Origin of the sequence: Mycobacterium sp. IEC1808 (genome assembly GCF_002101935.1) — a bacterium.
Taxonomy (GTDB): Bacteria; Actinomycetota; Actinomycetes; order Mycobacteriales; family Mycobacteriaceae; genus Mycobacterium.
The window spans coordinates 75,747-97,181 of record NZ_LQPV01000067.1 but is presented as its reverse complement, the minus strand read 5'-3'; the positions used below and the strand labels follow the sequence as shown (position 1 = coordinate 97,181).

The window sequence follows — 21,435 nt, the reverse complement described above, 5'->3', positions numbered from 1 at the left end:
AAGATGTTGCCCCGCATCGTCAGAACGCAGCTGGCCGTGTTGGCAGGCGTTGCGGTGGCCGCCGTCCTCGTCCTCGGGCTGTACTACCTGCGGCTGCCCAGCCTCGCCGGCGTCGGCCGCTACACCGTCTACGCCGAATTGCCGCAGTCCGGTGGGCTGTACCGCACCGCCAACGTCACATACCGGGGCATCACCATCGGGAAGGTCACCGGCGTGGAACCGACCGCGCGGGGGGCGCGCGCGATCCTGAGCGTCGACAATCGTTACCAGATACCGGCCGACGCGTCGGCCAATGTGCACTCCGTCTCGGCGATCGGCGAGCAATACATCGATCTGGTGTCCACCGCCAACCGCGGTCCATACCTGCGAAACGGGCAGACGATCACCAAAAGCACGGTGCCCAGTCAGATCGGCCCGGCGCTCGACGCCGCCAACCGCGCGTTGGCGGTGCTGCCCAAAGAAAAGTTGCAGACCGTGCTGTACGAGGCGTCGCAGGCGCTGGGTGGGCTCGGGCCCGCGTTGCAGCGGTTGGTGGACGCCACCCAGGCGATCGCCCACGACTTCCGTGGCAGCATCGGCGACGTCGACGACATCATCGACCGGTCGGCGCCCGTCATCGACAGCCAGGTCGATTCCGCCGACACGATCCGGCGGTGGGCCGCCAACCTGAACACCTTGACCGCGCAGGCCGCACAACAGGATCAGGCGGTGCGCAGCATCCTGACCAACGCGCCGCCCACCGCCGAACAGGTCAACGCCACGTTCGGCGACGTGCGCGAGGCGCTGCCGCAGACGTTGGCCAACCTCGAGGTCGTGATCGACATGCTCAAGCGCTACCACAACGGCGTGGAGCAGGCGCTGGTGTTCTTGCCGCAGTCGGGCGCGATCGCCCAGTCGGTGACCGCGAACTCCCCGGGCCAAGCGGCGCTCGGCGTCGGCGCCATCGCGCTCAACCAGCCACCGCCGTGCCTGACCGGCTTCCTGCCCGCGTCGGAGTGGCGCGCCCCGGCCGACACCAGCAGCGCGCCGCTCCCGGCCGGCACCTACTGCAAGATCCCGATGGACGCGACGAATGTGGTTCGCGGGGCGCGCAATTACCCGTGCGTCGACGCGCCCGGCAAGCGGGCGGCGAGCCCGCGCGAGTGCCGCAGCACCGAGCCGTATGTGCCGCTGGGCACCAACCCGTGGTACGGCGACCCCAACCAGATCCTGACCTGCCCGGCGCCGGCCGCGCGCTGCGACCAACCGGTGAAACCGGGTCAGGTGATCCCGGCCCCGTCGGTCGACAACGGCCTCAACCCGCTGCCCGCCGACCGGCTTCCGGGCACCCCGCCGCCGGTCAGCGATCCGCTGCAGCGGCCGGGCTCGGGCACCGTCCAGTGCAACGGGCAGCAGCCCAACCCGTGCTTCTACACGCCGAGCGCGCTGCCGACGGCGCTGTACGACGTGCGGAGCGGCAAGGTGGTCGGGCCCGACGGCGTGGTGTATTCCGTTGCGAATTCGACCCATATCGGCGACGAGGGCTGGCAGCAGATGCTCGGGCCGGCGGGCTGAAACGCCTACCCCTCTTCGTCGGTGCCACCCCGGGCATGCGCTCGCCATTTCCGGAAGCCGTGCCGCGCCGCGAACGCGCCGACGACGGCGCTCACGCACCACACCACGATCGCCGCATACGCCAGCGGCGACGACAGATGCCTGATGGAGGCGCCCAGCGCGGTGTAAGCGAAAGCCCTTGGCGCCGAACCGATCAGCGAGCCCACTGCCATCTGCCACAACGGAACGCCGAAGGCGCCGAACGCGTACGAGGCGAGCGCATCGGAGATGCCCGGCACGAATCGCTGCCCCACGACCGCCCACAGCCCGCCCCGCTCGATGAGCGCGTCGATGCGGTCGGCGCGTTGCGGCCCCAGCAGGGCCCGCGCGCTATCCCGGCCGGCCCGGCGGCCGACGCGACTCGCGACCACCGCGGTGCCCACCGCCGCGCCCAGCGTCACGAAGACCCCGAGCAACGGGCCGAACAGCATCCCGCTGCCCGCCGCCAGGATCGAGCCCGGCACGAACAGCGCGCCGAGGGCCGCCGAGACCACCACATAGGCCAGCGGCGCCGCCGGGCCCGTCGCCGCGACCGCGTGCCGTATCGCCTCGATGTCGATGACCCGCGCCACCGCCACCAGGTAGAACATCGCGGCGAGGAACGCGCCGAACACCGCGAGTCGCGCGATGTGGCGGCGCCGGGATGCAGGCTGGGAACTGTCGACCATGGTGACCACGATTGTCCCGTACCAAGGCCAGGCCGCGAGTGTGGGCCTTACTCGCGGGCCCCAGTCAGCGCTCCGCGCCCTGCAGCCGCTGGCGTAGCCCGCTCGCCCGCACCGCCCGCCGTCCGATCGCGGCGCGCACCGACGGCTCCGAACCGACCACCCGGACCTTGACCTTGGCGCGGGTCACCGCGGTGTAGAACAGCTCTCGGGTCAGCAACCGCGAATCTTCGGGCGGCATCAGGACCGTCACCTCGGCGGCCTGGCTGCCCTGGCTCTTGTGGATCGTCATGGCGTGCATGGTCTCGATGTCCGACAGCCGGCTGGGCGCGAAGTCCAGCGGTCCGGTGGCGCCGGCGATGGCGGCCCGCAATCCGTCGGGGCCGGCCACCACCACCCCGGTGTCGCCGTTGTAGACCTTGAGCCCATAGTCGTTGGCGGTCACCAACAATGGCCGGCCGGCGTACCACGCCGAGAATGCCGGCTGCCCGGTCTCCTCGGTCAGCCAGCGCTCCACCTGCCGGTTCCAGTGCGACACCCCGTACGGACCGCGCCGGTGTGCGCACAACAGGCGATGCTCGTCGAGCGTCGCCAACGCCGCCCCCGCGGCACCGAGCACCGCGGCCTCCCGCACCCGCAGCGCGTGGGAAACCAGCACCCCGCGCAACCGGTCGGCCGGGTGGTCGGAGTCGATCCACTCGACGTGCTCCCCGCCGGCACGCAGCAGCGCCACCACCCGGTCTTCGTCGCCGGTCCGGATCGCCTCGGCCAGTGCACCGATCGACTCGCCGAATCGGTGGGGCGTGCGCAGGGCGGCCACCCGGATGTCGCGACGGGCGGCCAGCCCCTCCACCAGATCCGCGAGCACCGCGCCGGCCTCCACCGACGCGAGCTGGTCGGGATCACCCACCAGGATCAGCCGGGTGTCCGGGCGCACGGCCTCCAGCAACCGGGCCATCATGGTCAACGACACCATCGACGTCTCGTCGACGACGATGACGTCGTGCGGCAGCCGGTTGCCGCGATTGTGCTTGAACCGCACCGACGTATCCGGCCGCGAGCCCAGCAGCCGGTGCAGCGTCGTGGCCCGCAGGCCGGCCAGGCGCGCCCGGTCCGCCGCGTCTTCGAGGTTCTCGACCTCGGCCGCCACCGCCTCGGCCAGCCGTGCCGCCGCCTTGCCGGTCGGCGCGCCCAGCGCGATCCGGGGCCGCGGGGCGCCGGCGAGCTCGGCCTGGCCGACCAGCAGCGCCAACAGCCGCGCCACCGTGGTGGTCTTGCCGGTGCCGGGTCCGCCGGTCAGCACCGTAACCGCCTGCGACAGCGCGATTTCGGCGGCCGCTCGTTGCTCGTCGTACTTCGGCCGGGTGAACAGCCGCTCCAGCGCGGGCACGTCGCCGACCGTCTCGGACACCGAGAGCGCCAGCAGGTCGGCGCACACCTGCTCCTCCTCGAGCCAGTACCGGTCCAGGTAGAGCAGGTCACCGAACAGCCGCAGCGCGGGCGGCGATCCGAGCAACGGGCTGGCCCGCACCGCGGTCAGCCAATCGTCGGCGGCGGGCCAGGGCAGCTCGGCCATGCCGAGCTGAGCGGCCACCGCCCGCAGGTCCACGCACACCGACCCGCCACGCAGCGCGCGCACCACGAGCGCGATCGCCAGCGCCACCCGCTCGTCGGGTTCGCCGGCGAGCGCGGTAAGGCGCTGCGCCACATGGACATCCGCCGCCTCGAAGACACCGGCATCGCCGAATGGCCGCAGCAATCCCTCGGCGGCGATCGCCTGCACCGTCACGCGACCGCCCTCCCCGCGTCGAGCAGATCCGACAACCCCGTGACCAAGGACGGCGGCGGGCGCCAGCTGAACACGCCGGACGGATGGCCGTCGACGACGGGCGTGTCCGCGCCGCACATCCCGCGCACGAACAGGTAGAGGACACCTCCGAGATGCCGGGCGGGATCGTAGCCGGAGACGCGCCACCGCAAGAACCGGTGCAGCACAACGCTATACAGCAGCGCCTGGAGCGGATAGTCCGAGTGCAGCATCGCCTCGATCAGCCGCGGCCGGTCGTAATCCGCGGACGTCAGCGGCCGCTCGGGATCGCCGATCCAGTTGGTCTTGTAGTCCACCACCACATAGCGATGCCCCGCGCCGTCGGGAATGCGCAACACCGCATCGACCGACCCGGACAGGTAGCCGCGCAACGACTGGCCGCCCAGCGCCGGGCCCGTCAACCGATCGGCGTAGGAGGCCAGCGCATCGCCGGCGGCCAACTGCTCACGCAACAACGTCCCCACATCCGCCAGCAGAATCTCCGGTGCCGCCACCCGCAGATCCCCGCCGGCCAGCGGAAACTCAAAATCCAACTCTCGCAACCGATCACGCAGGCCGATCTGCCGCAGCGTCAAACCGCCGGCCAGCGGGCCCAACGGGGTCTCGTGCATCGGCACCAGCGCCGCAGCCAGCGCCTCGGGCGCCACATCGACCGGCCACCACACCGAGTGCTTCCGGATCTGCGCCTCGAGCTCGGCCGCCAGATCGGCGGCCAGCGGGTCGGCGGTCTCCAGCACCGCGTGCACCAGCGTGCCGAACTTTGCGCCCGTCGGCAGGTCCGCCATCGGAGAGGGCAGCTGCGGCCCGGAGGCGTTCTCCGACAACGGAACTGCGCCGGATTCGTCGTCCAGCTCGGTGACCTCGGGCTCGCTGCTCACCCCGGGGGACGCCGAGGTTTCCGCCACCCGGATGAGACCCGAGTAGGAGGTGCGCCGCCAGCCGGTGTCGATGGTGCGGTGGAAGTGGCGGTAGTCCAGGTCCGGCGGCACCGGCTCGGGCGGCATCGACGGCAGGGCCCGGGCCACCACCGACTCCTCGATCACCGGGCCGCCGGCCGCCTCCCATTCGCGCAGCCGGGCGAGCGCGTCGTCGTCGGAGATCTTGGCGGGCTCGCAGCGGTCGGGGACGAACGACTCGCCCGGCCGGCGGCCGCGCAGCAGTCGTGACAGGCCGCCGTTGGGCTCGTCGTAGGCCGGCGACCACCACGCCACCACCTGCGACTGCGCCCGGGTCATCGCGACGTAGGTGAGCCGGCTCGCGTCACCGGCGTCCTCCCGGCGCCCCAGCGTCTCGACCCTCGCGAAGTCGGGGCTGTCGCCGCCGCCGACGTGCAGGCAGCGCACCCTGTCGTCGTGGAACAGCACGATGTCGCGTTTCGGCACACTGCGGTTGAATGCGAACGGCAGGTACACGATCGGGTACTGCAGCCCCTTGCTCACGTACACCGTCATGATCTGAACGGCGGCCGCGTCGCTGTCGAGCCGCCGGTTGCGTTCGGTCGAGCCGCTGCGCTCGTCGCGCTGGCGGCGCAGCCAGTCGCGCAGCGCGGGCAGGCTGTAGTGCTCGCGGTGCGCGACGTCTCCCAGCAGCTGCGTGACGTGTGCCAGGTCGGTCAGGTGGCGCTCGCCGTCCTGCCAGGACAGCACGCGATCGCCCATGCCCCGCAGCTGCGCGGCCTCGAAGATCGCCGCGACGCCGCGTTCGCGGGCGTGGCCGGCCCACTCCCGCAACGTTTCCGCGACCCGGTCGGTCAGCGCATCACCGCCGGCCGCCAGCGATTCCGCGGTCTCGCCGAAGAACATCGTTGCCGCCGCGGCGCGGACCATGCCGGGCCGGTGCGGTTGATCGAACGCCTCCAGCAGGCATAGCCAATCCTCGGCTGCGTCCGAGGTGAAGACGTCGGAGTCGCCGGTGTACACCGCCGGAATGCCCGCATCGCACAGCGCCCGAAAGCAGGCGGCGGCATCCTTGTGTCTTTCCACGATCACGGCGATGTCGCGGGCCTGCAGCGGATGTCCGTCGAATGTCGCCCCGGCGGCGAGCAGGGCGCGGATGTCGGCGGCCAGGTCGGCGCCGATGTGTTGCCGCAAATCCTCGATCGGCATGTTCGCCAACCCCCTGCGCCCCAACGCCGTTCGCGGCACCACCCGCAACCGGAACGGATCGTTGTGGGGGGCCCTGGCCAGGCGGTGACCCCGGTGGTGCGCCTCGACTTCGCTGACCACGATCGCGGGGTCGCCGAGTTGGGCGCCGCGCAGCACCACCTGCAGGCGTTCGACCAGCGCCGCGTCGCTGCGCCAGTTGGTGCCCAGCGTCTTCTTCTCGCCCGCAGTCTCGGCCGCCCGCAGGTAGGTGTCGATGTCACCGCCGCGGAACGCGTAGATGGCCTGCTTCGGATCCCCGATCAGCACGACGGTGGAGCGCCCGCTGAACGCGCGATCGATGACCTGCCACTGCACCGGGTCGGTGTCCTGGAATTCGTCGACCATCACGATCGGCCAGCGTTGATGCATCCGGGCGCGGGCGGGTGAATCGCCGGTGGCCAGCGCGTCCGCCAGCCGGCTCAGCAGGTCGTCATAGCTCAGGACGCCCAATTGCCGCTTGCGGGTGTCCAATTCGGCGAGAACATCTTTCGCGAAGCCGGCGCGCACCGCCGCCGGCGAGCCGGGTTGGGGGTCCCGCGGCCGCAGCTGCGCCGACGGGTTGTTGGCCACCTCGCGTGCCAGGCGCAGCGCGTTGCGGTAGGCCAGCGCCGGATCGTCGCGCTGCTGGCCGAAGTGGGCCAGGTACAGGTCGTCGACGATCTCGGTGACCAGCTCGTCGAGGCTCTCGATCAGGGTCACGCTGGCGGCGGTATCGCCGGCCACGCCGAGCGAGCGCAACACCAGCTGGCAGAACTGGTGGGTGGTCGCGATGGTCGCCGCGTCGAATCCGGCGAGCGCGTCACGCAGCCGCTGCCTGCGCGCCGCGCGCTCGTCGTCGGTGCCGTCCAGCAGGTGGGCGACCAACTCATTGTCGCCGACCAAGCTCGGGCCGTCGAATGCCGTTACGGCGGCGACGATCTGACACCGCACCCGCTCGCGCAGTTCCTGGCTGGCGGCCCGGCCGAAGGTGATGAGCAGCATCTGGTCGAGCGTCGCCGCGCCGTCGGCGAGGTAGCGGGTCACCAGCCCGGCCAGCGCGAAGGTCTTGCCGGTTCCCGCGCTGGCCTCCAGCACCGTGGTCGAGCGGTCGGCGGGCAGCGGGCCGAGCAGGTCGAAGCGCTCCATCTAGGTCGGCCTCCGCTCGGCGCGCAGCATCGGCAGCCAGAGGCGGGCGGCGTAGGCGCCGAGGCGGGTGTCTTCGCCGTCGTACTGCTCGCCGGGCCGCGGGGCCTGCATCAGGTCCTCCAGCCGCGCGTTGCGGCCCCAGGCCCGCACGTGCGCGGGGGCCTCGTTCTCGCCCGGATAATTGGCGGATTTCCAGCGATATTCGGCCTCGCGGACGGGGTCGTCACCGCAATGACGGGCGGCCGCCCAGGCATAGGATGTCTTGACGGGCAATGGAATCGGCTCCCGACGGCCGGCATCGTAGATCGTCACCAGGTCGCGTAAGACATCGACGGGATCGCCCGCCGGCCGCCCCAGCCCCTCCTCCCGCGGCGTGGTGCCCCGCCGGGCGCGGCCGAGGCACACCGCCGTCCAGTCGCGGCCCGGGTCGTGAGCGATCAACGCCAGCAACGGGATCCACGACTCGAGCAGGTGCTTGCCGTCCAGCCTGGAATAGGTGACCGAAACCAGCCTGTCGCCGTACACCGGCGACACCGTGCCGGTGAGGCGGCGCCCGGGGCCGAGCTCGACGTCGACGTCGTAGGCCCGTGCGTCCGCCCGCCGGTGCCGCCGCGCTGCGGTCGCGAGCAGGGCGGCCTGATCGCGAATCTCGGCCGCCTTGCGCCAGCCCAGCTGACCCGGCGGCAGCGTGCCGCGGCGCCACTCGGCCTGGCGCGCGTCGTCGGGCGTCATGCCGCGCAGGATGTCGCCGAGCATCCGGTCGCCGACCGTCCACTCCTCGAGGGCGTTGAGGTCCACGGGCATTGCGTCCTGCACCCCGTCGACGTCGCGTGGCAGCGTGAATTCCAGGGCGCGGAAGAAGCCCTTCACCGGATCCTTGAAGAAGTCGACGAGGTCGGCGAGGATCACGTCGTCGGGCGGCGGTGGCGGCAACGGCCCGGAGATGAACGGGGGCCGCTCGCCCCGTTCGCCGCCGGCCACCCGCGCCGCGCGCAGCACGGTCGGGTCGAAGCTGAACGGGACCTTCGGCACCAGCTTGCCGGGGGTGACGTTGCGAATGTCGAACGGCTGCAACGGATGCTCGACGAGAACCCGCTCGCGGACGCCGTCCGGCACGGTCATGTCGAGGGTGTCCAGCAATTCGGCCAGCGGCACCGCCGGCGGGCGCGTCTGGCCGGAGTACTCGTTGGCGCCGGTGTAGGTGATCACCAGCTTCTCGGTGGCCGCGCCGATGGCGTCGAGCAGCAATTGCCGGTCCTCCGAACGGATATCGCGTTCGCCGGTCATCGGGTTGCGCGCCAGCACGTCGTCGCCGTCGACGACGCCCAGGCGCGGGAACACGCCGTCGTCGAGGCCGACCAGGCACACCACCCGGTGCGGCACCGAGCGCATCGGCACCATCGTGCACACCGTCAGCGTGCCGGTGCGGAAGTTGGCCCGAGTCGGGCGCCCGGAGAGATGCCGGTCGAGCAGGGCGCGGACGTCGGGAAGCCGCAACACGGTGTCGGCGCGCGTGCCGGCGTCGGCCAGCACCTGGGCGAACTCACGCTGCATCTGGCTGGTCTGCCACAGGTCCGAATCGTCGACGCGGGCCAGCAGGGTGATCCCCTCGGTCAGGGCGCCCAGCCACTCGCGCAGCGGCCGGGCCCTGGTGAGCGAGTCGACGACGTGTTGCAGCCGGCAGACGAATTCGGCCAACTGCCCGGCCAGCTGGACGCGGTTGCTGCTGACGTCGTCGAGGGGGAGGGTGGCGTCGATCCAGGCGTGCGAGTCGTCCGACATCGCGACCCCGGTCAGTACCCGGTCGATGCCGAAACGCCAAGTGTTGTGCACGAAGTCGACGTGATATGGGCGCCGGTGCTCCTGATCGAAGCCCCACCGGATGTTCGCCTGGCGGACCCAGCGGGCGATGGCCTCCAGGTCGTCGTCGGTGAAGCCGAAGCAGGCGCGCACCGGGGCGGCCTCGGCGAAGTCGAGCACCTCGCTGGCGGTCACCCGGCTGCCCGCCAGCGCCAGCAGTTGCGCGGCCACGCCGAGCAGGGGATTGGTCTGGATCGGCGAGCGGTCGGCGAGCCGCACCCGCAACCGGTGGGCGGGATGCGCGCCGTGCACCACGTCGCCGAGGCCGAAGTCGGCGACGATCAGCGCGGCGTAGGTCTCGATGTCCGGGCACATCACCAGGATGTCGCGCGGCTGCAGCGTCGGGTCGTCTTGCAGGAGGCCGAGCAGCACCTCGCGCAGCACATCGACTTGGCGGGCCGGGCCGTGGCAGCTGTGTATCTGGACGGAGCGGTCGTCGGCGGCGAGCTTTCGCCCTTGGGGGCGAACGGCATTGGCCGCGATGTCGGACTGCAGCCAGCCGAGCAGCGTGTGGGGGTGCCCCGGGCCGGGAAGATATTCGTCGGTCCGCGGATCCGCCGGCAGGCTGCGCTGGAGTTCGCGCAGGTCTCGGCCGAGCGTCGCCAGCAGCGGATGTCCCACGTCGCGATGGCTGACGTCGGCGCGGCGGGGAATCGCGCCGTGGGCGCCGGCCAGCGCCCCCCAGAGTTCGTCGCTGGGGTGTGGCAGCCACAGGTGCAGGTCGTGGTGGCTGGCCAGCGCGTCGAGTAACTGCACGTCCGTGCACGCCAGGCGGGTGTGGCCGAACAGTGACAACCGCGCCGGCAGGTCACTCGGTCCCTCCCGCAGCCGCTCGACGGTCTTTTCGTGGCGCACGTGTGGGGGGTCGGCCGGCACGCGCCGGACCAGCGCCCGCCAGATTTCCGGCTGCCAGCGCAGGTCCTCGTCCAGGTTTCCCGCGTTGCCCGCCAGCCAGTCGGCGAGCAGCTGCGGGCGCTGCCGGGCGTACGACGCGAACAGCCCCGCCAGCCGGCGGGCCGTCGCATACCGCCGGGCCCGGCGCAGCTCGGACTCCTCGCCGGTATGGAAGTGGCCCAAATGTGTTGCCAGCGTTGCGCACCACGGCTCGTCGAGGCTGCAGTCGATGACCTCCAGCAGCGGCCACGTCATCGCGTCCGGCGCCCACGGGTCGTCGTCGACGGTGCCGGTGATTTCCGCGATCAACGACGCCGGGCTGCGGAAAGCGACCCCCGCGCACACCCCGTCACCGCCGGCGGGCCCGGACCCCAGCACGTGCGACAGCCGCTGAGAAAGCCAGCGTTCCACGCCGCGCGCCGGCACCAGCACCAGCTCCTCGGCGAACGGGTCCGCCTGGGGGTTGGCCAGCAGGGCGCCGAGAGCGTCGGCGAGTAAGTCGGTGCGTTCGGCGCGGTGGAGATGGAGGGCCATTGCGCTGCCACCATAGAACGCCGCACCGACGGGCGGGGATGATTCCGCGCCGACATGCGGTTCGAAACGGTTATGGAAGCTTGGGACGCGATCAGCGCGCGGCGCAACGTGCGGCAGTACAAAGCAGAGCCGGTGTCGGAAGACGACCTGAACCGCATCGCCGAGGCCGGCTGGCGGGCGCCCTCGGCGAAAAACCGGCAGCCGTGGGACTTCGTCATCGTCACCGACCGTGACCAGCTGCAGCAGCTGTCCACGGTCTGGCAGGGCGCCGGACACATCGCCGCGGCCCCGGCCGCGATCGCCATCGTCGTGCCCGAGCCGCCGGACCAGCGCAGGCTGGTCACCGACACCTACGACATCGGCCAGGCCACGATGGCGATGATGATCGCGGCCACCGACCTGGGCATCGGGACGGGCCATTCGTCGGTGGGCGATCAGGACAAGGCGCGTGCCATCCTGGGCGTGCCCGACGACCACCAGGTGGCCTTCCTGCTCGGCCTCGGGTATCCCGCCGACCGTCCGCTCACCCCGATCCGCAAGCCGAATCGGCGCCCGTTCGCGGAGGTCGTTCACCACGGGCGGTGGTGAGCGCAGGCGACCGAATATGCTTGTGCTCGTGCATGATCACCGCGGCGACTACGGAATCGACGGTTCGTTCAAGACCCTCTCGGCGCGCGCCCAGGCCATGGGCGTCGTCGCGCAGGCCGCCGCCCTGGCCGCGTGGGCCGGGCTCAGTTGGGCGCGCGGCAGGCGGGCGCGGCCGGCGTTGGCGGGGGGATCGAGCGCGGCCATGCTCGCGGCGATGTTCTGGTACATCTACGCGACGCGCTCGGGCAAGTTCGTCGTCTGGGACCGGGTGCTCGACGAGCTGCGGCTGCGCGGCGACGAGACGGTGTTGGACCTGGGGTGCGGGCGCGGCGCGGTGTTGATGGCCGCGGCCAAGCGGCTGCCGCGGGGCCGGGCGATCGGTGTCGACCTCTGGCGGGCGGACCAGACCGACAACTCGCAGCAGGCAACGCTGGCCAACGCGGCGCTGGAAGAGGTCGCCGACCGCGTCGAGGTTCGCACCGGTGACATGACGGCCCTGCCGCTGGCCGACGAAAGCGTGGACGTCATCGTGAGCAACCTGGCGATCCACAACATCCCGACCCACGCCGGCCGGCGAAAGGCCCTCGACGAAGCGGTTCGCGTGCTGCGCCCGGGCGGTCGGCTCGCCATCGCCGACCTGTGGGAGACCGGCAACCACGCGGCCCGGCTGCGCGAGCTGGGCTGGCGAAACGTCAAGCGGCGCAACCTCGGATGGCGCATGTGGTACGGCGGCCCCTGGTTTGCGACTCGCCTCGTCACTGCCACCAAGCCGGGGTGAGGTGCGGTCGGGTGCGCGGCAGGTGCGGGATATAGGTCACCGCAGAACTTGATAGCGCGGGTGATATCGAATTCGCAAAGTGCCTGGTGGTCCAGTCCAGTGCAATGCTGATACGCATGACGAGAAACGAACTCACCGAACAGGTCGTCGTCGCGCGGTTGGCCAGGGGGCTGACGTGGCAGGAGCTGGCCGACGCGATCGACAGGCCGGTGCTATGGACCACGTCGGCGTTGCTGGGCCAGCACCCGATCCCCGCCGAGCTCGGCAAGGTCCTCGTCGAAATGCTCGGCCTCGACGAGTCGGCGGTGCCGGTGCTGGCGGCCCCGCCCATGCGCGGCGGCCTGCCCACCGCCGTGCCGACCGACCCGACCATCTACCGCTTCTACGAAGCCCTGCAGGTGTACGGCGGCGCCATCAAGGAACTCATCCACGAGCAGTTCGGCGACGGCATCATGAGCGCGATCAACTTCAGCGTCGACCTGCAAAAGCGGCCGCACGCGTCGGGTGACCGGGTGGTGGTGACATTCGACGGGAAATTCCTTCCCTACCAATGGACGTCGGCGGACGACTGACCCACGAAGGTGAAGTGACGGCGCGCGGCGTCCGTGTCACACTGGCCACGAGGAGGCGAGCAACGCGGTGGCCAGGTCTTTCACCTGCCACCGCGTTCGCTTGCTCGGTTCATCAGCGCCTGCGCCTCAGAGCCCGAACTCGGCCTCTATCCCGTCGATTCCGGCGCGGATGGCTTTGAGCGCCTCGGCGCGGGCGCGCAATTTGGTTGCGGCGTGGGCGTGCTGGTGCAGGCCGGCGAATTCACGCGCGGCCTCCTCGGCGCGGCTGACCACGATCTCGGGCAGCACGATTTCGTCGACAAAGCCCGCCGCGAGGGCGGTTTCGCCGAAGAACGTCTTGGCAAGCCCGGCGGCCTGCTGGTAGGCGGACTGCGTCAGCCGCAGTTTCATGATCTCCAGGGCCGCGTACGGGATGACCATGCCGATCGCGACTTCGTTGGCCTGGATGTTGTAGGCGTGGGCGGCCACCCGGTGGTCGCCGGACGACAGCAGGAACGCGCCCATCGCGATGGCATGGCCGGTGCAGGCCATCACCACCGGCTTGGGGTAGGACAGCAGCCGGTAGGCCAGCTCGAAGCCACCCCGGAGCATGTCGATCGCGGGCTGCGCCTGGCCCGAGGTCAGGATCTTCAGGTCGAAGCCGCCGCTGAACACCCGGTCGTTCCCGGTGATCACCAGCGCCCCGGCATTGTCACTGTCGGCCCGGTCGATCGCCTCGCCCAGCGCCTGCTGCATGGTCGGGCCCAGCGCGTTGACTTTGCCGTCGTCCATCCTGATGACCGCGATGGAGTCCTGCTTGCTGTAGTGGACCGGGCCGCTCATAAGTTGCTCCTTTTATCCCCGCGTCAGACGTGCTGGCTGCGGTGTTTGGCCAGATCCGCTTCGGCGTTGCCCCAGCGCACGCTGACGTCGGTGGGCTGGTCGAGCAGCCGGGTGCGCCAACGCTCCTGCGTCTCCTGCACGGCGCCGTTGATCCGCTCGATCTCGCTGCGGAACACCTCGGGGCGCGTCTCCTTGCTCGCGTAGTGGAAGTAGGTCAGCAGCCCGCGCAACAGCTCCAGCTTCTGCTTTTCCCGTTTCGCCAGGTCGTGCGTCGTCATCAACTCGATGCGCTGGACCGGCGGCAGGGCATCCCAGTCCAGCACCACGCTCGTCTGCAGGGCGGGTCGCTCGCCCTGCCAGAACCGCCAACCGCGCGGCTTGCCGGGGCGGTCGTAATAGATCAGTGTCCCGGTGAAGCGGGATTCGATGCCGGTTCCGATTTCGGCGCGGTCGAGCGCCGAGTCCCACACCATGCGCCATTCCTGCCCGGGCGCGAGCACCGGCAACTCGCTCGGAAGCTGCAGTTCTGCGACGTCGGCGTAGCCGTCGGCGGCGTTTTCGTATTCGGCCACCGTCGGCGGATTCGGAAATGAAAAACGGATGTTGTAGGCCGCCGTCTGGCCGAAATTCCTGACCACGAGTTCGATGACGTGCCAGTCGGCGGGATGCGGTTCCATGAACATTGCGACGTGTGGTCGGATCCGCTCCGCGGCCACCCGCCGGTTGAGTCTGAGCTGGCGATTTGTGAAGATCAGCGCGACGATACCCAGCAAGATCGCGGCCCACGCCGCCCACGCCAACCAGGTGCTGGACCCCACATTTGTCACCCCGTGCCAGCCGCCCTGGATCCACCCCATTGAATCCACCCTCCGCTTATATCACAGTGATCTGGCGGGAAATTTCGCTGAACCGATCGTAGAGGTATTCGGCCCATTAAATTGCCCCACGTCAATTACCCGCCCATCAACATTCGCCACTGATCGAGGTCGGCGGCGCGATACACATAGTTTGTGCGCTTGACCTCAGACAGCGAAGCGCTCGGCTCGGCCGAATACCAGTGTCCCGGAAAGACGGTCGGGTCGCCGGGCAGTGCGGCGAGCCGCTGCAGGCTGCGGTACATCTCATCGGAGTCCCCGCCGGGGAAGTCGGTGCGCCCGCAGCCGTCGAGGAACAGCGTGTCACCGGCGACCAGGCGGTCGTCGAGCAGGAAGCATTGGCTGCCGGGGGTGTGCCCCGGCGTGTGCAGCAGCTCGATTTCGATATCGCCGATGCTGACCTTGTCGTGGCTCTCGTGGGTGGTGAGGTCGCCGAGGCCGATCCCGGTGACCCGCGAAACCCACACGGCTTCATGCGTATTCACATGCACCGGGACGGCCGCCCGCTCCAGCAGCTCGGCCAGGCCCTCCATCTGGAAGCCCATCATCGAGCCACCCACGTGGTCGGGGTGATGGTGCGTCACCAGTACGCCGGACAGGTGCATTCCGTCGGCCTCGAGCGCGTCGAGCAGATCAGCGGCGGCATACGCGGGGTCGACCACCACGCAGTCGCCGGTCTGGCGGTCGCCGATCAGGTAGGCAAAGTTGCGCATCTGCGTCGCGAACATGTCACCGGCGGCGAAATCGCGACCCGAGAGCAGTTGGCGAAAGTACAACCGGTCCTCTGACACCCGACCAGACTAGTGGCTCGTCCGCGACTCGCCGCTCGGTTCCGGTCACCCTCAGTGGGTATTGTTGGCCCATGAGGAAGGTCGAGATCGAAATCGACGACGAGCTGGTCCAAGAGGCGATACGTCGGTTCCATCTGGCCGACACCCGCGAGGCCGTTCATCTCGCGTTGCGGACCTTGCTCGGTGAGTCGGACCCGGAAGAGAAGGACGGCGAGGAGTACGACGAGTTCAGCGATCTCAGCGCGTGGCAACCCCGTCACGGCGAGGGCGGGTGATCGATTACCCCACCGGCCGCCAACTCGTTGCGGGAGCCGACCACGGCCACGTCGGTGGTTTGGTGACGTTGCGTCCCAGGCTGTACCCTCTTTTTGGCCCGCGGCAGGACTGTCGCTTGGGTGAACGGCCCCCTTAGCTCAGTCGGTAGAGCGTTTCCATGGTAAGGAAAAGGTCAACGGTTCGATTCCGTTAGGGGGCTCGGCGGACGCCGAGCAGGCAGGCGGCCAACACCCCGAAGCGGGGTGGACCAGAGGCGATGTAGCTCAGTCGGTTAGAGCGAACGACTCATAATCGTTAGGTCGCCGGTTCGAGTCCGGCCATCGCTACAGCACAACAGCACAACAGCGCGACGCGAGAGATTTGAGAGAGAACGGACATGGCTTCCAGTACCGACGTGCGGCCCAAGATCACCTTGGCATGCGAGGTGTGCAAGCACCGCAACTACATCACCAAGAAGAACCGCCGCAACGACCCCGACCGCATGGAGCTGAAGAAGTTCTGCCCGAACTGCGGCAAGCACCAGCCCCACCGGGAAACGCGGTAGCCCCGAGGCATTCATCGAGATTGGCTAGGTAGGTTCTAGACCTGTGTCATTGAGCGCAAACATCGTCGGGATGCACTACCGCTACCCCGACTACTACGTCGTGGAGCGGGAGAAGATCCGCGAGTACGCGGTGGCGGTGCAAAACGACGACAAGTCGTTTTACGAGGAGGACGCCGCCGCCGAGCTCGGCTATAAGGCCCTGGTGGCCCCGCTGACCTTCATTTGCGTTTTCGGCTACAAGGCCCAGTCGGCGTTCTTCCAATACGCCAACATCTCGGTCGAAGAAGCGCAGATCGTCCAGGTCGACCAGGTGCTGAAGTTTGCGAAGCCGATCGTGGCGGGTGACAAGCTCTACTGCGATGTGTGGTTGGACTCGATGCGCGAGGCGCACGGCACGCAGATCATCGTGACCAAGAACATCATCACCGATGAGGCAGGTGACATCGTGCAGGAGACCTACACGACCCTGGCGGGCCGTGCCGGCGAAAACGGGGAGGCGGGATTTTCTGATGGCGCTGCGTGAGTTCAGTTCGGTGAAGGTCGGGGACCGGCTGCCGGAGAAGACCTACCCACTGACCCGTCAGGACCTGGTGAACTACGCGGGGGTCTCCGGCGACTTGAACCCGATCCACTGGGACGACGAGATCGCCAAGGTCGTCGGGCTGGACACCGTGATCGCGCACGGCATGCTGACGATGGGCATCGGCGGCGGTTACGTGACGTCGTGGGTCGGCGACCCCGGCGCCGTCACGGAATACAACGTGCGGTTCACGGCTGTGGTCCCGGTGCCCAACGACGGCAAGGGCGCCGAGCTGGTCTTCAGCGGCAGGGTGAAATCGGTGGATCCGGACAGCAAGTCGGTCACCATCGCCCTCACGGCCACCACCGGCGGCAAGAAGATCTTCGGTCGGGCGATCGCGTCGGCCAAGCTGGCGTAATCCATGGCTCTCAAAACCGACGTCCGAGGGATGACGTGGATATACCCGGACTACTTCGAGATCGGCCGGGAGCAGAATCGCGCCTTTGCGCGGGCGATCAAGTGCACCGACCGGGCCTGTTTCGACGAGCAAGCGGCCGCCGAGTTGGGGTACGACGCCTTGGTCGTACCGCTCACCTTTGTGTCGATATTCGCGAAAATCATCCAGGACGATTTCTTCCGGAACGTCGATGTGGGCATGGAGACCATGCAGATCGTCCAGGTCGACCAGCGATTCCAGTACCACACGCCCTTGCTGGTCGGCCACAAGCTCTTCGGTCGTATGGACATCGAATCGGTGGACGAGCGTTTCGGCGCCGACATCGTCGTCACCAAGAACACCTGCACAAACGAGAATGGCGAGGTGCTGCTGCTCGCCTACACCACCCTGATGGGCCACGAGGGCGACAATTCCATCCAGCTCAGGTGGGACAAGGAAACCGGCCAGGTCGTCAGAACCGCGTAATTAGTATCTGACTCCCACGCCGATGTACACTCGGACCTCGGGGTTTTCCCAGCATCAGCGCGCTTTCCGGGATTCGAGTAATCGGGGAGCGCGCCTGTCATGTAAGCCCCGGCAGGTAAGCGCAGGTTGGCCTGCCAACCGCGAAGGGGCGTAGCTCAACTGGCAGAGCAGCGGTCTCCAAAACCGCAGGTTGCAGGTTCAAGTCCTGTCGCCCCTGCTGACGGACGCATGCGGTCCGTGCCATGGTGGACACTGGAAGAAGTGCCCCATCATGCGGGACGGCTCGCAGGAAACTAGCAAACAAAGGAGCATGCGGTGAGCGACGAGGGCGACGCTGCCAACGACGCCGCACGCGACGGCGGCGACACTGACGAGAGCCGCGACAGCGGTGGTCGGACGGCCGTGGTGACCCGGCCCCAACGGCCGACCGGCAAGCGGACGCGGCAACGCGTGGCCGACGACTCGGGTTCGTCCGTCGACGCGGAGTCGCCGGACGAGGTCGAGGTCGCCAAGGAGGGCAAGGCCAAGAAGGGCCGGACGGCTCGGACGACCAAGGCCAAGACCGCGAAGAAGCCCGGCGCCCGTTCGGTCAACCCGTTCGCATTCGTCTACAACTACCTCAAGCAGGTCGTTGCGGAGATGCGGAAGGTGATCTGGCCCAACCGCCGGCAGATGCTCACCTACACCTCCGTGGTGCTGGCGTTCCTGGCGTTCATGGTGGCGCTGGTCGGCCTGGCTGATTTCGGCCTGGCCAAACTGGTGCTGCTGGTGTTCGGCTGAGCTTGAGTTATAGGAAGGACCGAGAACCGTGACTACCTTCGACGGTGACACGTCCGCGGGTGAAGCGGTCGACGTGCAAGACGTCGCCGAGACCACCGAGGCCGCCGAGACCAGCGAGACCCTCGAGACCACCGACGCCCCGGGCGAGGAGGCGCAGGCCGCGCCGAGCGAGGAGGTCGAGGACGACCCCGCCGCCGCGCTCAAGGCGGACCTGCGCAGCAAGCCCGGCGACTGGTACGTCATCCACTCCTACGCGGGTTACGAGAACAAGGTGAAAGCCAACCTGGAAACCCGCGTGCAGAACCTGGACGTCGGCGACTACATCTTCCAGGTCGAGGTGCCCACCGAAGAGGTCACCGAGATCAAGAACGGCCAGCGCAAGCAGGTCAACCGCAAGGTGCTGCCGGGCTACATCCTGGTGCGGATGGATCTGACCGACGACTCGTGGGCCGCGGTGCGCAACACCCCGGGCGTCACCGGTTTCGTCGGCGCGACATCGCGCCCGTCGGCCCTGGCGCTCGACGACGTGGTGAAGTTCCTGCTGCCGCGGGGGGCGGCGAAGAAGGCCGCCAAGGGCGCGGCCAGCGCCGCCACGGTCGCCGAGGCCGGTGGCCTGGAGCGCCCGACCGTCGAGGTCGACTACGAGGTCGGCGAATCGGTGACGGTCATGGACGGACCGTTCGCGACGTTGCCGGCCACCATCAGCGAGGTCAACGGCGAACAGCAGAAGCTCAAGGTGCTGGTATCGATCTTCGGCCGCGAAACCCCCGTCGAATTGACGTTCAGCCAAGTCTCGAAGATTTAGCCGGGCGAATTCAGCCCAGTAGCAAGGAAGGAACCACAACATCTCATGGCCCCGAAGAAGAAAGTCGTTGGGCTGATCAAGCTGCAGATTCAGGCCGGGCAGGCCAACCCCGCCCCGCCGGTCGGGCCCGCGCTCGGCCAGCACGGCGTCAACATCATGGAGTTCTGCAAGGCGTACAACGCCGCGACGGAAAACCAGCGCGGCAACGTCATTCCGGTGGAGATCACGGTCTACGAGGACCGCAGCTTCACCTTCGCGCTCAAGACGCCGCCGGCCGCCAAGCTGCTGCTCAAGGCCGCCGGCGTGGGCAAGGGCTCGGCCGAGCCGCACAAGACCAAGGTCGCCAAGGTCAGCTGGGATCAGGTCAAAGAGATCGCCGAGACCAAGAAGGCGGACCTCAACGCCAACGACATCGACGCCGCCGCCAAGATCATCGCCGGTACCGCCCGGTCGATGGGCATTACCGTCGAATAGCACCACCCGTCGGGTGACGATGCGGGCCGGTACGGCCCGAGGAGGAATCCGACAAATCAGACCTCGTGGGAGGGCCAGCTTCGGCCCGCTAACCACGACCCAACACCAGATTGGATGAATCAATGAGCAAGAACAGCAAGGCATACCGCGCCGCCGCCGAGAAGGTGGACCGCGACAACCTGTACACCCCGCTTCAGGCGGCCAAGCTCGCCAAGGAGACGTCGTCGGCCAAGCAGGACGCGACCGTCGAGGTGGCGATCCGGCTCGGCGTCGACCCGCGCAAGGCCGACCAGATGGTCCGTGGCACCGTCAACCTGCCGCACGGCACCGGTAAGACGGCCCGGGTCGCGGTCTTCGCCGTCGGCGACAAGGCCGAACAGGCGCAGGCCGCCGGCGCGGACATCGTGGGCAGCGACGACCTGATCGAAAAGATCCAGGGCGGGTTCCTCGACTTCGACGCCGCGATCGCCACCCCCGACCAGATGGCCAAGGTCGGCCGCATCGCGCGGATCCTGGGTCCGCGCGGCCTGATGCCCAACCCCAAGACCGGCACCGTCACGCCCGACGTCGCCAAGGCCGTGGCCGACATCAAGGGCGGCAAGATCAACTTCCGCGTGGACAAGCAGGCCAACCTGCACTTCGTCATCGGCAAGGCGTCGTTCGACGAGAAGAGCCTGGCGGAGAACTACGGCGCCGCGATCGACGAGGTGCTGCGGCTCAAGCCGTCGTCATCGAAGGGTCGCTACCTGAAGAAGATCACGGTGTCGACGACCACGGGCCCGGGCATCCCGGTGGACCCGGCCGTCACCCGCAACTTCGCGGAGGCCTAACCGCCGCACTCGGCGATGCGGCGCCGCAGGAACTCGCGGCCCGGCTCGGAGCCGTTGGACTGCAACGCCGTTCGGTACCACTGCACGGCTTCGGCGAGCCGTCCCGCGCGCCGAAGCAGATCGGCGCGCAGCGTCGCCACGAGATTCGAGCGGCCCAGCCGGGGATCGTCCGCTGCCTTGTCCAGCGCCGCAAGGCCCGCGTCGGGGCCGTCGCGGAAGCCGATCGCGATCGCGCGGTTGGCGCGGGCCACCGGGGAGTCCGTCATCGACAGCAGCCGGTCGTAGGCCGCGCAGATGGTGACCCAATCCGTTTGCTCCCAGGACGGCGCCGTCGCGTGCAGCGCGGCGATCACCGCCTGCGGCAGGTAGGGGCCGGTCGATCCCTCGGCCCGCCGTAACCGGTCCAGCCCGCGGGCGATGCGGCCGCGGTCCCAGCGGCGGCGGTCCTGCTCCTCGAGCGGCACCAGCAGCCCGTCGGCGTCCACCCGGGTCGCGCGCCGCGAATCGTGCAGCAGCACAAGGGCGGCCAGCGCGTGCGCCTCGGGCTCGTGCGGCATCAGCCCGCACAGCTCCTGTGCCAGCCGGACCCCTTCGTCGCACAGTTCGTCGCGGATCGCCGACGGGCCGGCGGTCGACCAATAGCCCTCGGTGAACACCGAGTAGATGCAGCCGAGCACGTGCGGTGTGCGCTCGGGCAGCAGCTCGGCGGGTGGCACCCGCAGCGGGATGTTGGCGTGCCGAACCTTGTTCTTGGCGCGGGTGATTCGCTGCCCGACGGCAGCCTCGCTCTGTAGCAGCGCGCGGGCGATCTCGGCGACGGTCAGCCCGGACACCAACCGCAGCGTGAGCGCCAGCTGCGACGGCCGGTCCAGCGCCGGGTGCGCGCAGGTGAACATCATCCGCAGCTCGTCGTCGACGACGGGGTGCGGGTCGGTGTGATCGGTGCGCGCCCGAATCTCGTCCACCACAGCCGCCAATTCCTTTCCGGGGCGCACCGATTCGCGGCGCAGCCGGTCCCGCGCGCGGTTGCGCGCGACGGTCACCAGCCAGCCGCCGGGGCTGTCCGGCACGCCGTCGCGAGACCAGGTGTGCAACGCCTCGGCGCAGGCCTCCTGGACGGCGTCCTCCGCAACCGTGAGGTCGCCGGACCACCGCGCGAGCGCGGCGACGGCCGGACCCCACTCCCGGCGGAAGACGCCGTCCAGGCCTGTCATC

General features: G+C 69.2%; 21 protein-coding genes and 3 tRNA genes. 16 read left to right on the top strand and 8 right to left on the bottom strand.

Annotated elements, in window-relative coordinates; translation table 11 throughout:
• Nucleotides 1–3 precede the first annotated feature (3 nt).
• Nucleotides 4–1,554 (top strand): MlaD family protein, encoded by a 1,551-nt coding sequence (locus AWB92_RS26240; RefSeq protein ID WP_085190852.1) that lies wholly within the window; start codon nucleotides 4–6, stop codon nucleotides 1,552–1,554.
• A gap of 5 nt (nucleotides 1,555–1,559) precedes the next feature.
• Here the strand turns inward: AWB92_RS26240 and AWB92_RS26235 are convergent, their stop codons facing one another.
• The 4 genes from AWB92_RS26235 to recC all read right to left on the bottom strand — a co-directional run bounded on the left by AWB92_RS26235 (nucleotide 1,560) and on the right by recC (nucleotide 10,643).
• Complete coding sequence (locus tag AWB92_RS26235) at nucleotides 1,560–2,261, bottom strand: TVP38/TMEM64 family protein (RefSeq protein ID WP_085190928.1); 702 nt, start codon at nucleotides 2,259–2,261, stop codon at nucleotides 1,560–1,562.
• 64 nt (nucleotides 2,262–2,325) lie between these two features.
• A complete protein-coding gene (gene recD / locus AWB92_RS26230; protein WP_085190850.1) occupies nucleotides 2,326–4,047 on the bottom strand; it encodes an exodeoxyribonuclease V subunit alpha in 1,722 nt (573 codons plus the stop codon).
• The gene (recB, locus tag AWB92_RS26225; protein ID WP_085190848.1) at nucleotides 4,044–7,355 is read right to left on the bottom strand and encodes an exodeoxyribonuclease V subunit beta; all 3,312 of its coding nucleotides are present in this window, start codon (nucleotides 7,353–7,355) and stop codon (nucleotides 4,044–4,046) included. Before recB ends, recD begins: the two co-directional genes overlap by 4 nt.
• Nucleotides 7,356–10,643 carry an exodeoxyribonuclease V subunit gamma gene (gene recC / locus AWB92_RS26220; protein ID WP_085190846.1) on the bottom strand — a complete coding sequence of 1,096 codons (3,288 nt, stop codon included), beginning with the start codon at nucleotides 10,641–10,643 and terminating at the stop codon, nucleotides 7,356–7,358.
• A 72-nt stretch (nucleotides 10,644–10,715) separates the two neighbouring features.
• Here recC and AWB92_RS26215 point away from each other — a divergent pair, with 72 nt between their 5' ends.
• The 3 genes from AWB92_RS26215 to cynS all read left to right on the top strand — a co-directional run bounded on the left by AWB92_RS26215 (nucleotide 10,716) and on the right by cynS (nucleotide 12,581).
• Nucleotides 10,716–11,231, top strand: coding sequence for a nitroreductase family protein (locus AWB92_RS26215; protein WP_085190926.1), 516 nt, complete (start codon nucleotides 10,716–10,718; stop codon nucleotides 11,229–11,231).
• A 28-nt stretch (nucleotides 11,232–11,259) separates the two neighbouring features.
• Nucleotides 11,260–12,009, top strand: coding sequence for a class I SAM-dependent methyltransferase (locus AWB92_RS26210; protein WP_085190924.1), 750 nt, complete (start codon nucleotides 11,260–11,262; stop codon nucleotides 12,007–12,009).
• A gap of 104 nt (nucleotides 12,010–12,113) precedes the next feature.
• A complete protein-coding gene (cynS, locus tag AWB92_RS26205; RefSeq protein ID WP_068104729.1) occupies nucleotides 12,114–12,581 on the top strand; it encodes a cyanase in 468 nt (155 codons plus the stop codon).
• 126 nt (nucleotides 12,582–12,707) lie between these two features.
• On the opposite strand, the gene AWB92_RS26200 is transcribed toward cynS, so the two are convergent.
• The 3 genes from AWB92_RS26200 to AWB92_RS26190 form a co-directional block, all read right to left on the bottom strand.
• A complete protein-coding gene (locus AWB92_RS26200) occupies nucleotides 12,708–13,403 on the bottom strand; it encodes a crotonase/enoyl-CoA hydratase family protein (RefSeq protein ID WP_085190844.1) in 696 nt (231 codons plus the stop codon).
• A 23-nt stretch (nucleotides 13,404–13,426) separates the two neighbouring features.
• Entirely contained in the window at nucleotides 13,427–14,260 is an 834-nt protein-coding gene (locus AWB92_RS26195; protein WP_085190842.1) for a hypothetical protein, read from the bottom strand.
• 95 nt (nucleotides 14,261–14,355) lie between these two features.
• Nucleotides 14,356–15,069: an MBL fold metallo-hydrolase gene (locus AWB92_RS26190; protein ID WP_085190840.1), complete on the bottom strand. Its 714-nt coding sequence runs from the start codon at nucleotides 15,067–15,069 to the stop codon at nucleotides 14,356–14,358.
• Between the two features lie 71 nt (nucleotides 15,070–15,140).
• Here AWB92_RS26190 and AWB92_RS26185 point away from each other — a divergent pair, with 71 nt between their 5' ends.
• The 12 genes from AWB92_RS26185 to rplA all read left to right on the top strand — a co-directional run bounded on the left by AWB92_RS26185 (nucleotide 15,141) and on the right by rplA (nucleotide 20,220).
• Nucleotides 15,141–15,344, top strand: coding sequence for a type II toxin-antitoxin system VapB family antitoxin (locus tag AWB92_RS26185; RefSeq protein WP_068104650.1), 204 nt, complete (start codon nucleotides 15,141–15,143; stop codon nucleotides 15,342–15,344).
• A 127-nt stretch (nucleotides 15,345–15,471) separates the two neighbouring features.
• Nucleotides 15,472–15,544: transfer RNA gene (locus tag AWB92_RS26180), tRNA-Thr, on the top strand.
• Between the two features lie 53 nt (nucleotides 15,545–15,597).
• Nucleotides 15,598–15,671 (top strand) — tRNA-Met (locus AWB92_RS26175).
• 50 nt (nucleotides 15,672–15,721) lie between these two features.
• Nucleotides 15,722–15,889, top strand: coding sequence for a 50S ribosomal protein L33 (gene rpmG, locus AWB92_RS26170; protein ID WP_066907182.1), 168 nt, complete (start codon nucleotides 15,722–15,724; stop codon nucleotides 15,887–15,889).
• A 43-nt stretch (nucleotides 15,890–15,932) separates the two neighbouring features.
• Nucleotides 15,933–16,412, top strand: a complete 480-nt coding sequence (gene hadA, locus AWB92_RS26165; RefSeq protein ID WP_085190838.1) for a (3R)-hydroxyacyl-ACP dehydratase subunit HadA — start codon at nucleotides 15,933–15,935, stop codon at nucleotides 16,410–16,412.
• Nucleotides 16,399–16,827 carry a (3R)-hydroxyacyl-ACP dehydratase subunit HadB gene (gene hadB, locus AWB92_RS26160; RefSeq protein WP_068104646.1) on the top strand — a complete coding sequence of 143 codons (429 nt, stop codon included), beginning with the start codon at nucleotides 16,399–16,401 and terminating at the stop codon, nucleotides 16,825–16,827. The genes hadA and hadB overlap by 14 nt, the downstream gene beginning before the upstream one ends.
• A 3-nt stretch (nucleotides 16,828–16,830) precedes the next feature.
• Entirely contained in the window at nucleotides 16,831–17,331 is a 501-nt protein-coding gene (gene hadC / locus AWB92_RS26155) for a (3R)-hydroxyacyl-ACP dehydratase subunit HadC (RefSeq protein WP_068104644.1), read from the top strand.
• A 144-nt stretch (nucleotides 17,332–17,475) separates the two neighbouring features.
• Nucleotides 17,476–17,548, top strand: a tRNA-Trp gene (locus tag AWB92_RS26150).
• 98 nt (nucleotides 17,549–17,646) lie between these two features.
• Nucleotides 17,647–18,111: a preprotein translocase subunit SecE gene (secE, locus tag AWB92_RS26145; protein WP_085190836.1), complete on the top strand. Its 465-nt coding sequence runs from the start codon at nucleotides 17,647–17,649 to the stop codon at nucleotides 18,109–18,111.
• A 28-nt stretch (nucleotides 18,112–18,139) separates the two neighbouring features.
• A complete protein-coding gene (gene nusG / locus AWB92_RS26140; protein WP_085190834.1) occupies nucleotides 18,140–18,916 on the top strand; it encodes a transcription termination/antitermination protein NusG in 777 nt (258 codons plus the stop codon).
• 45 nt (nucleotides 18,917–18,961) lie between these two features.
• Nucleotides 18,962–19,390 (top strand): 50S ribosomal protein L11, encoded by a 429-nt coding sequence (gene rplK, locus AWB92_RS26135; protein WP_066907205.1) that lies wholly within the window; start codon nucleotides 18,962–18,964, stop codon nucleotides 19,388–19,390.
• 122 nt (nucleotides 19,391–19,512) lie between these two features.
• Nucleotides 19,513–20,220 carry a 50S ribosomal protein L1 gene (rplA, locus tag AWB92_RS26130; RefSeq protein WP_068177375.1) on the top strand — a complete coding sequence of 236 codons (708 nt, stop codon included), beginning with the start codon at nucleotides 19,513–19,515 and terminating at the stop codon, nucleotides 20,218–20,220.
• On the opposite strand, the gene AWB92_RS26125 is transcribed toward rplA, so the two are convergent.
• Nucleotides 20,217–21,434 carry a sigma-70 family RNA polymerase sigma factor gene (locus AWB92_RS26125; RefSeq protein WP_085190832.1) on the bottom strand — a complete coding sequence of 406 codons (1,218 nt, stop codon included), beginning with the start codon at nucleotides 21,432–21,434 and terminating at the stop codon, nucleotides 20,217–20,219. The two genes, rplA and AWB92_RS26125, sit on opposite strands and share 4 nt — an antisense overlap.
• Nucleotide 21,435: the final 1 nt, after the last annotated feature.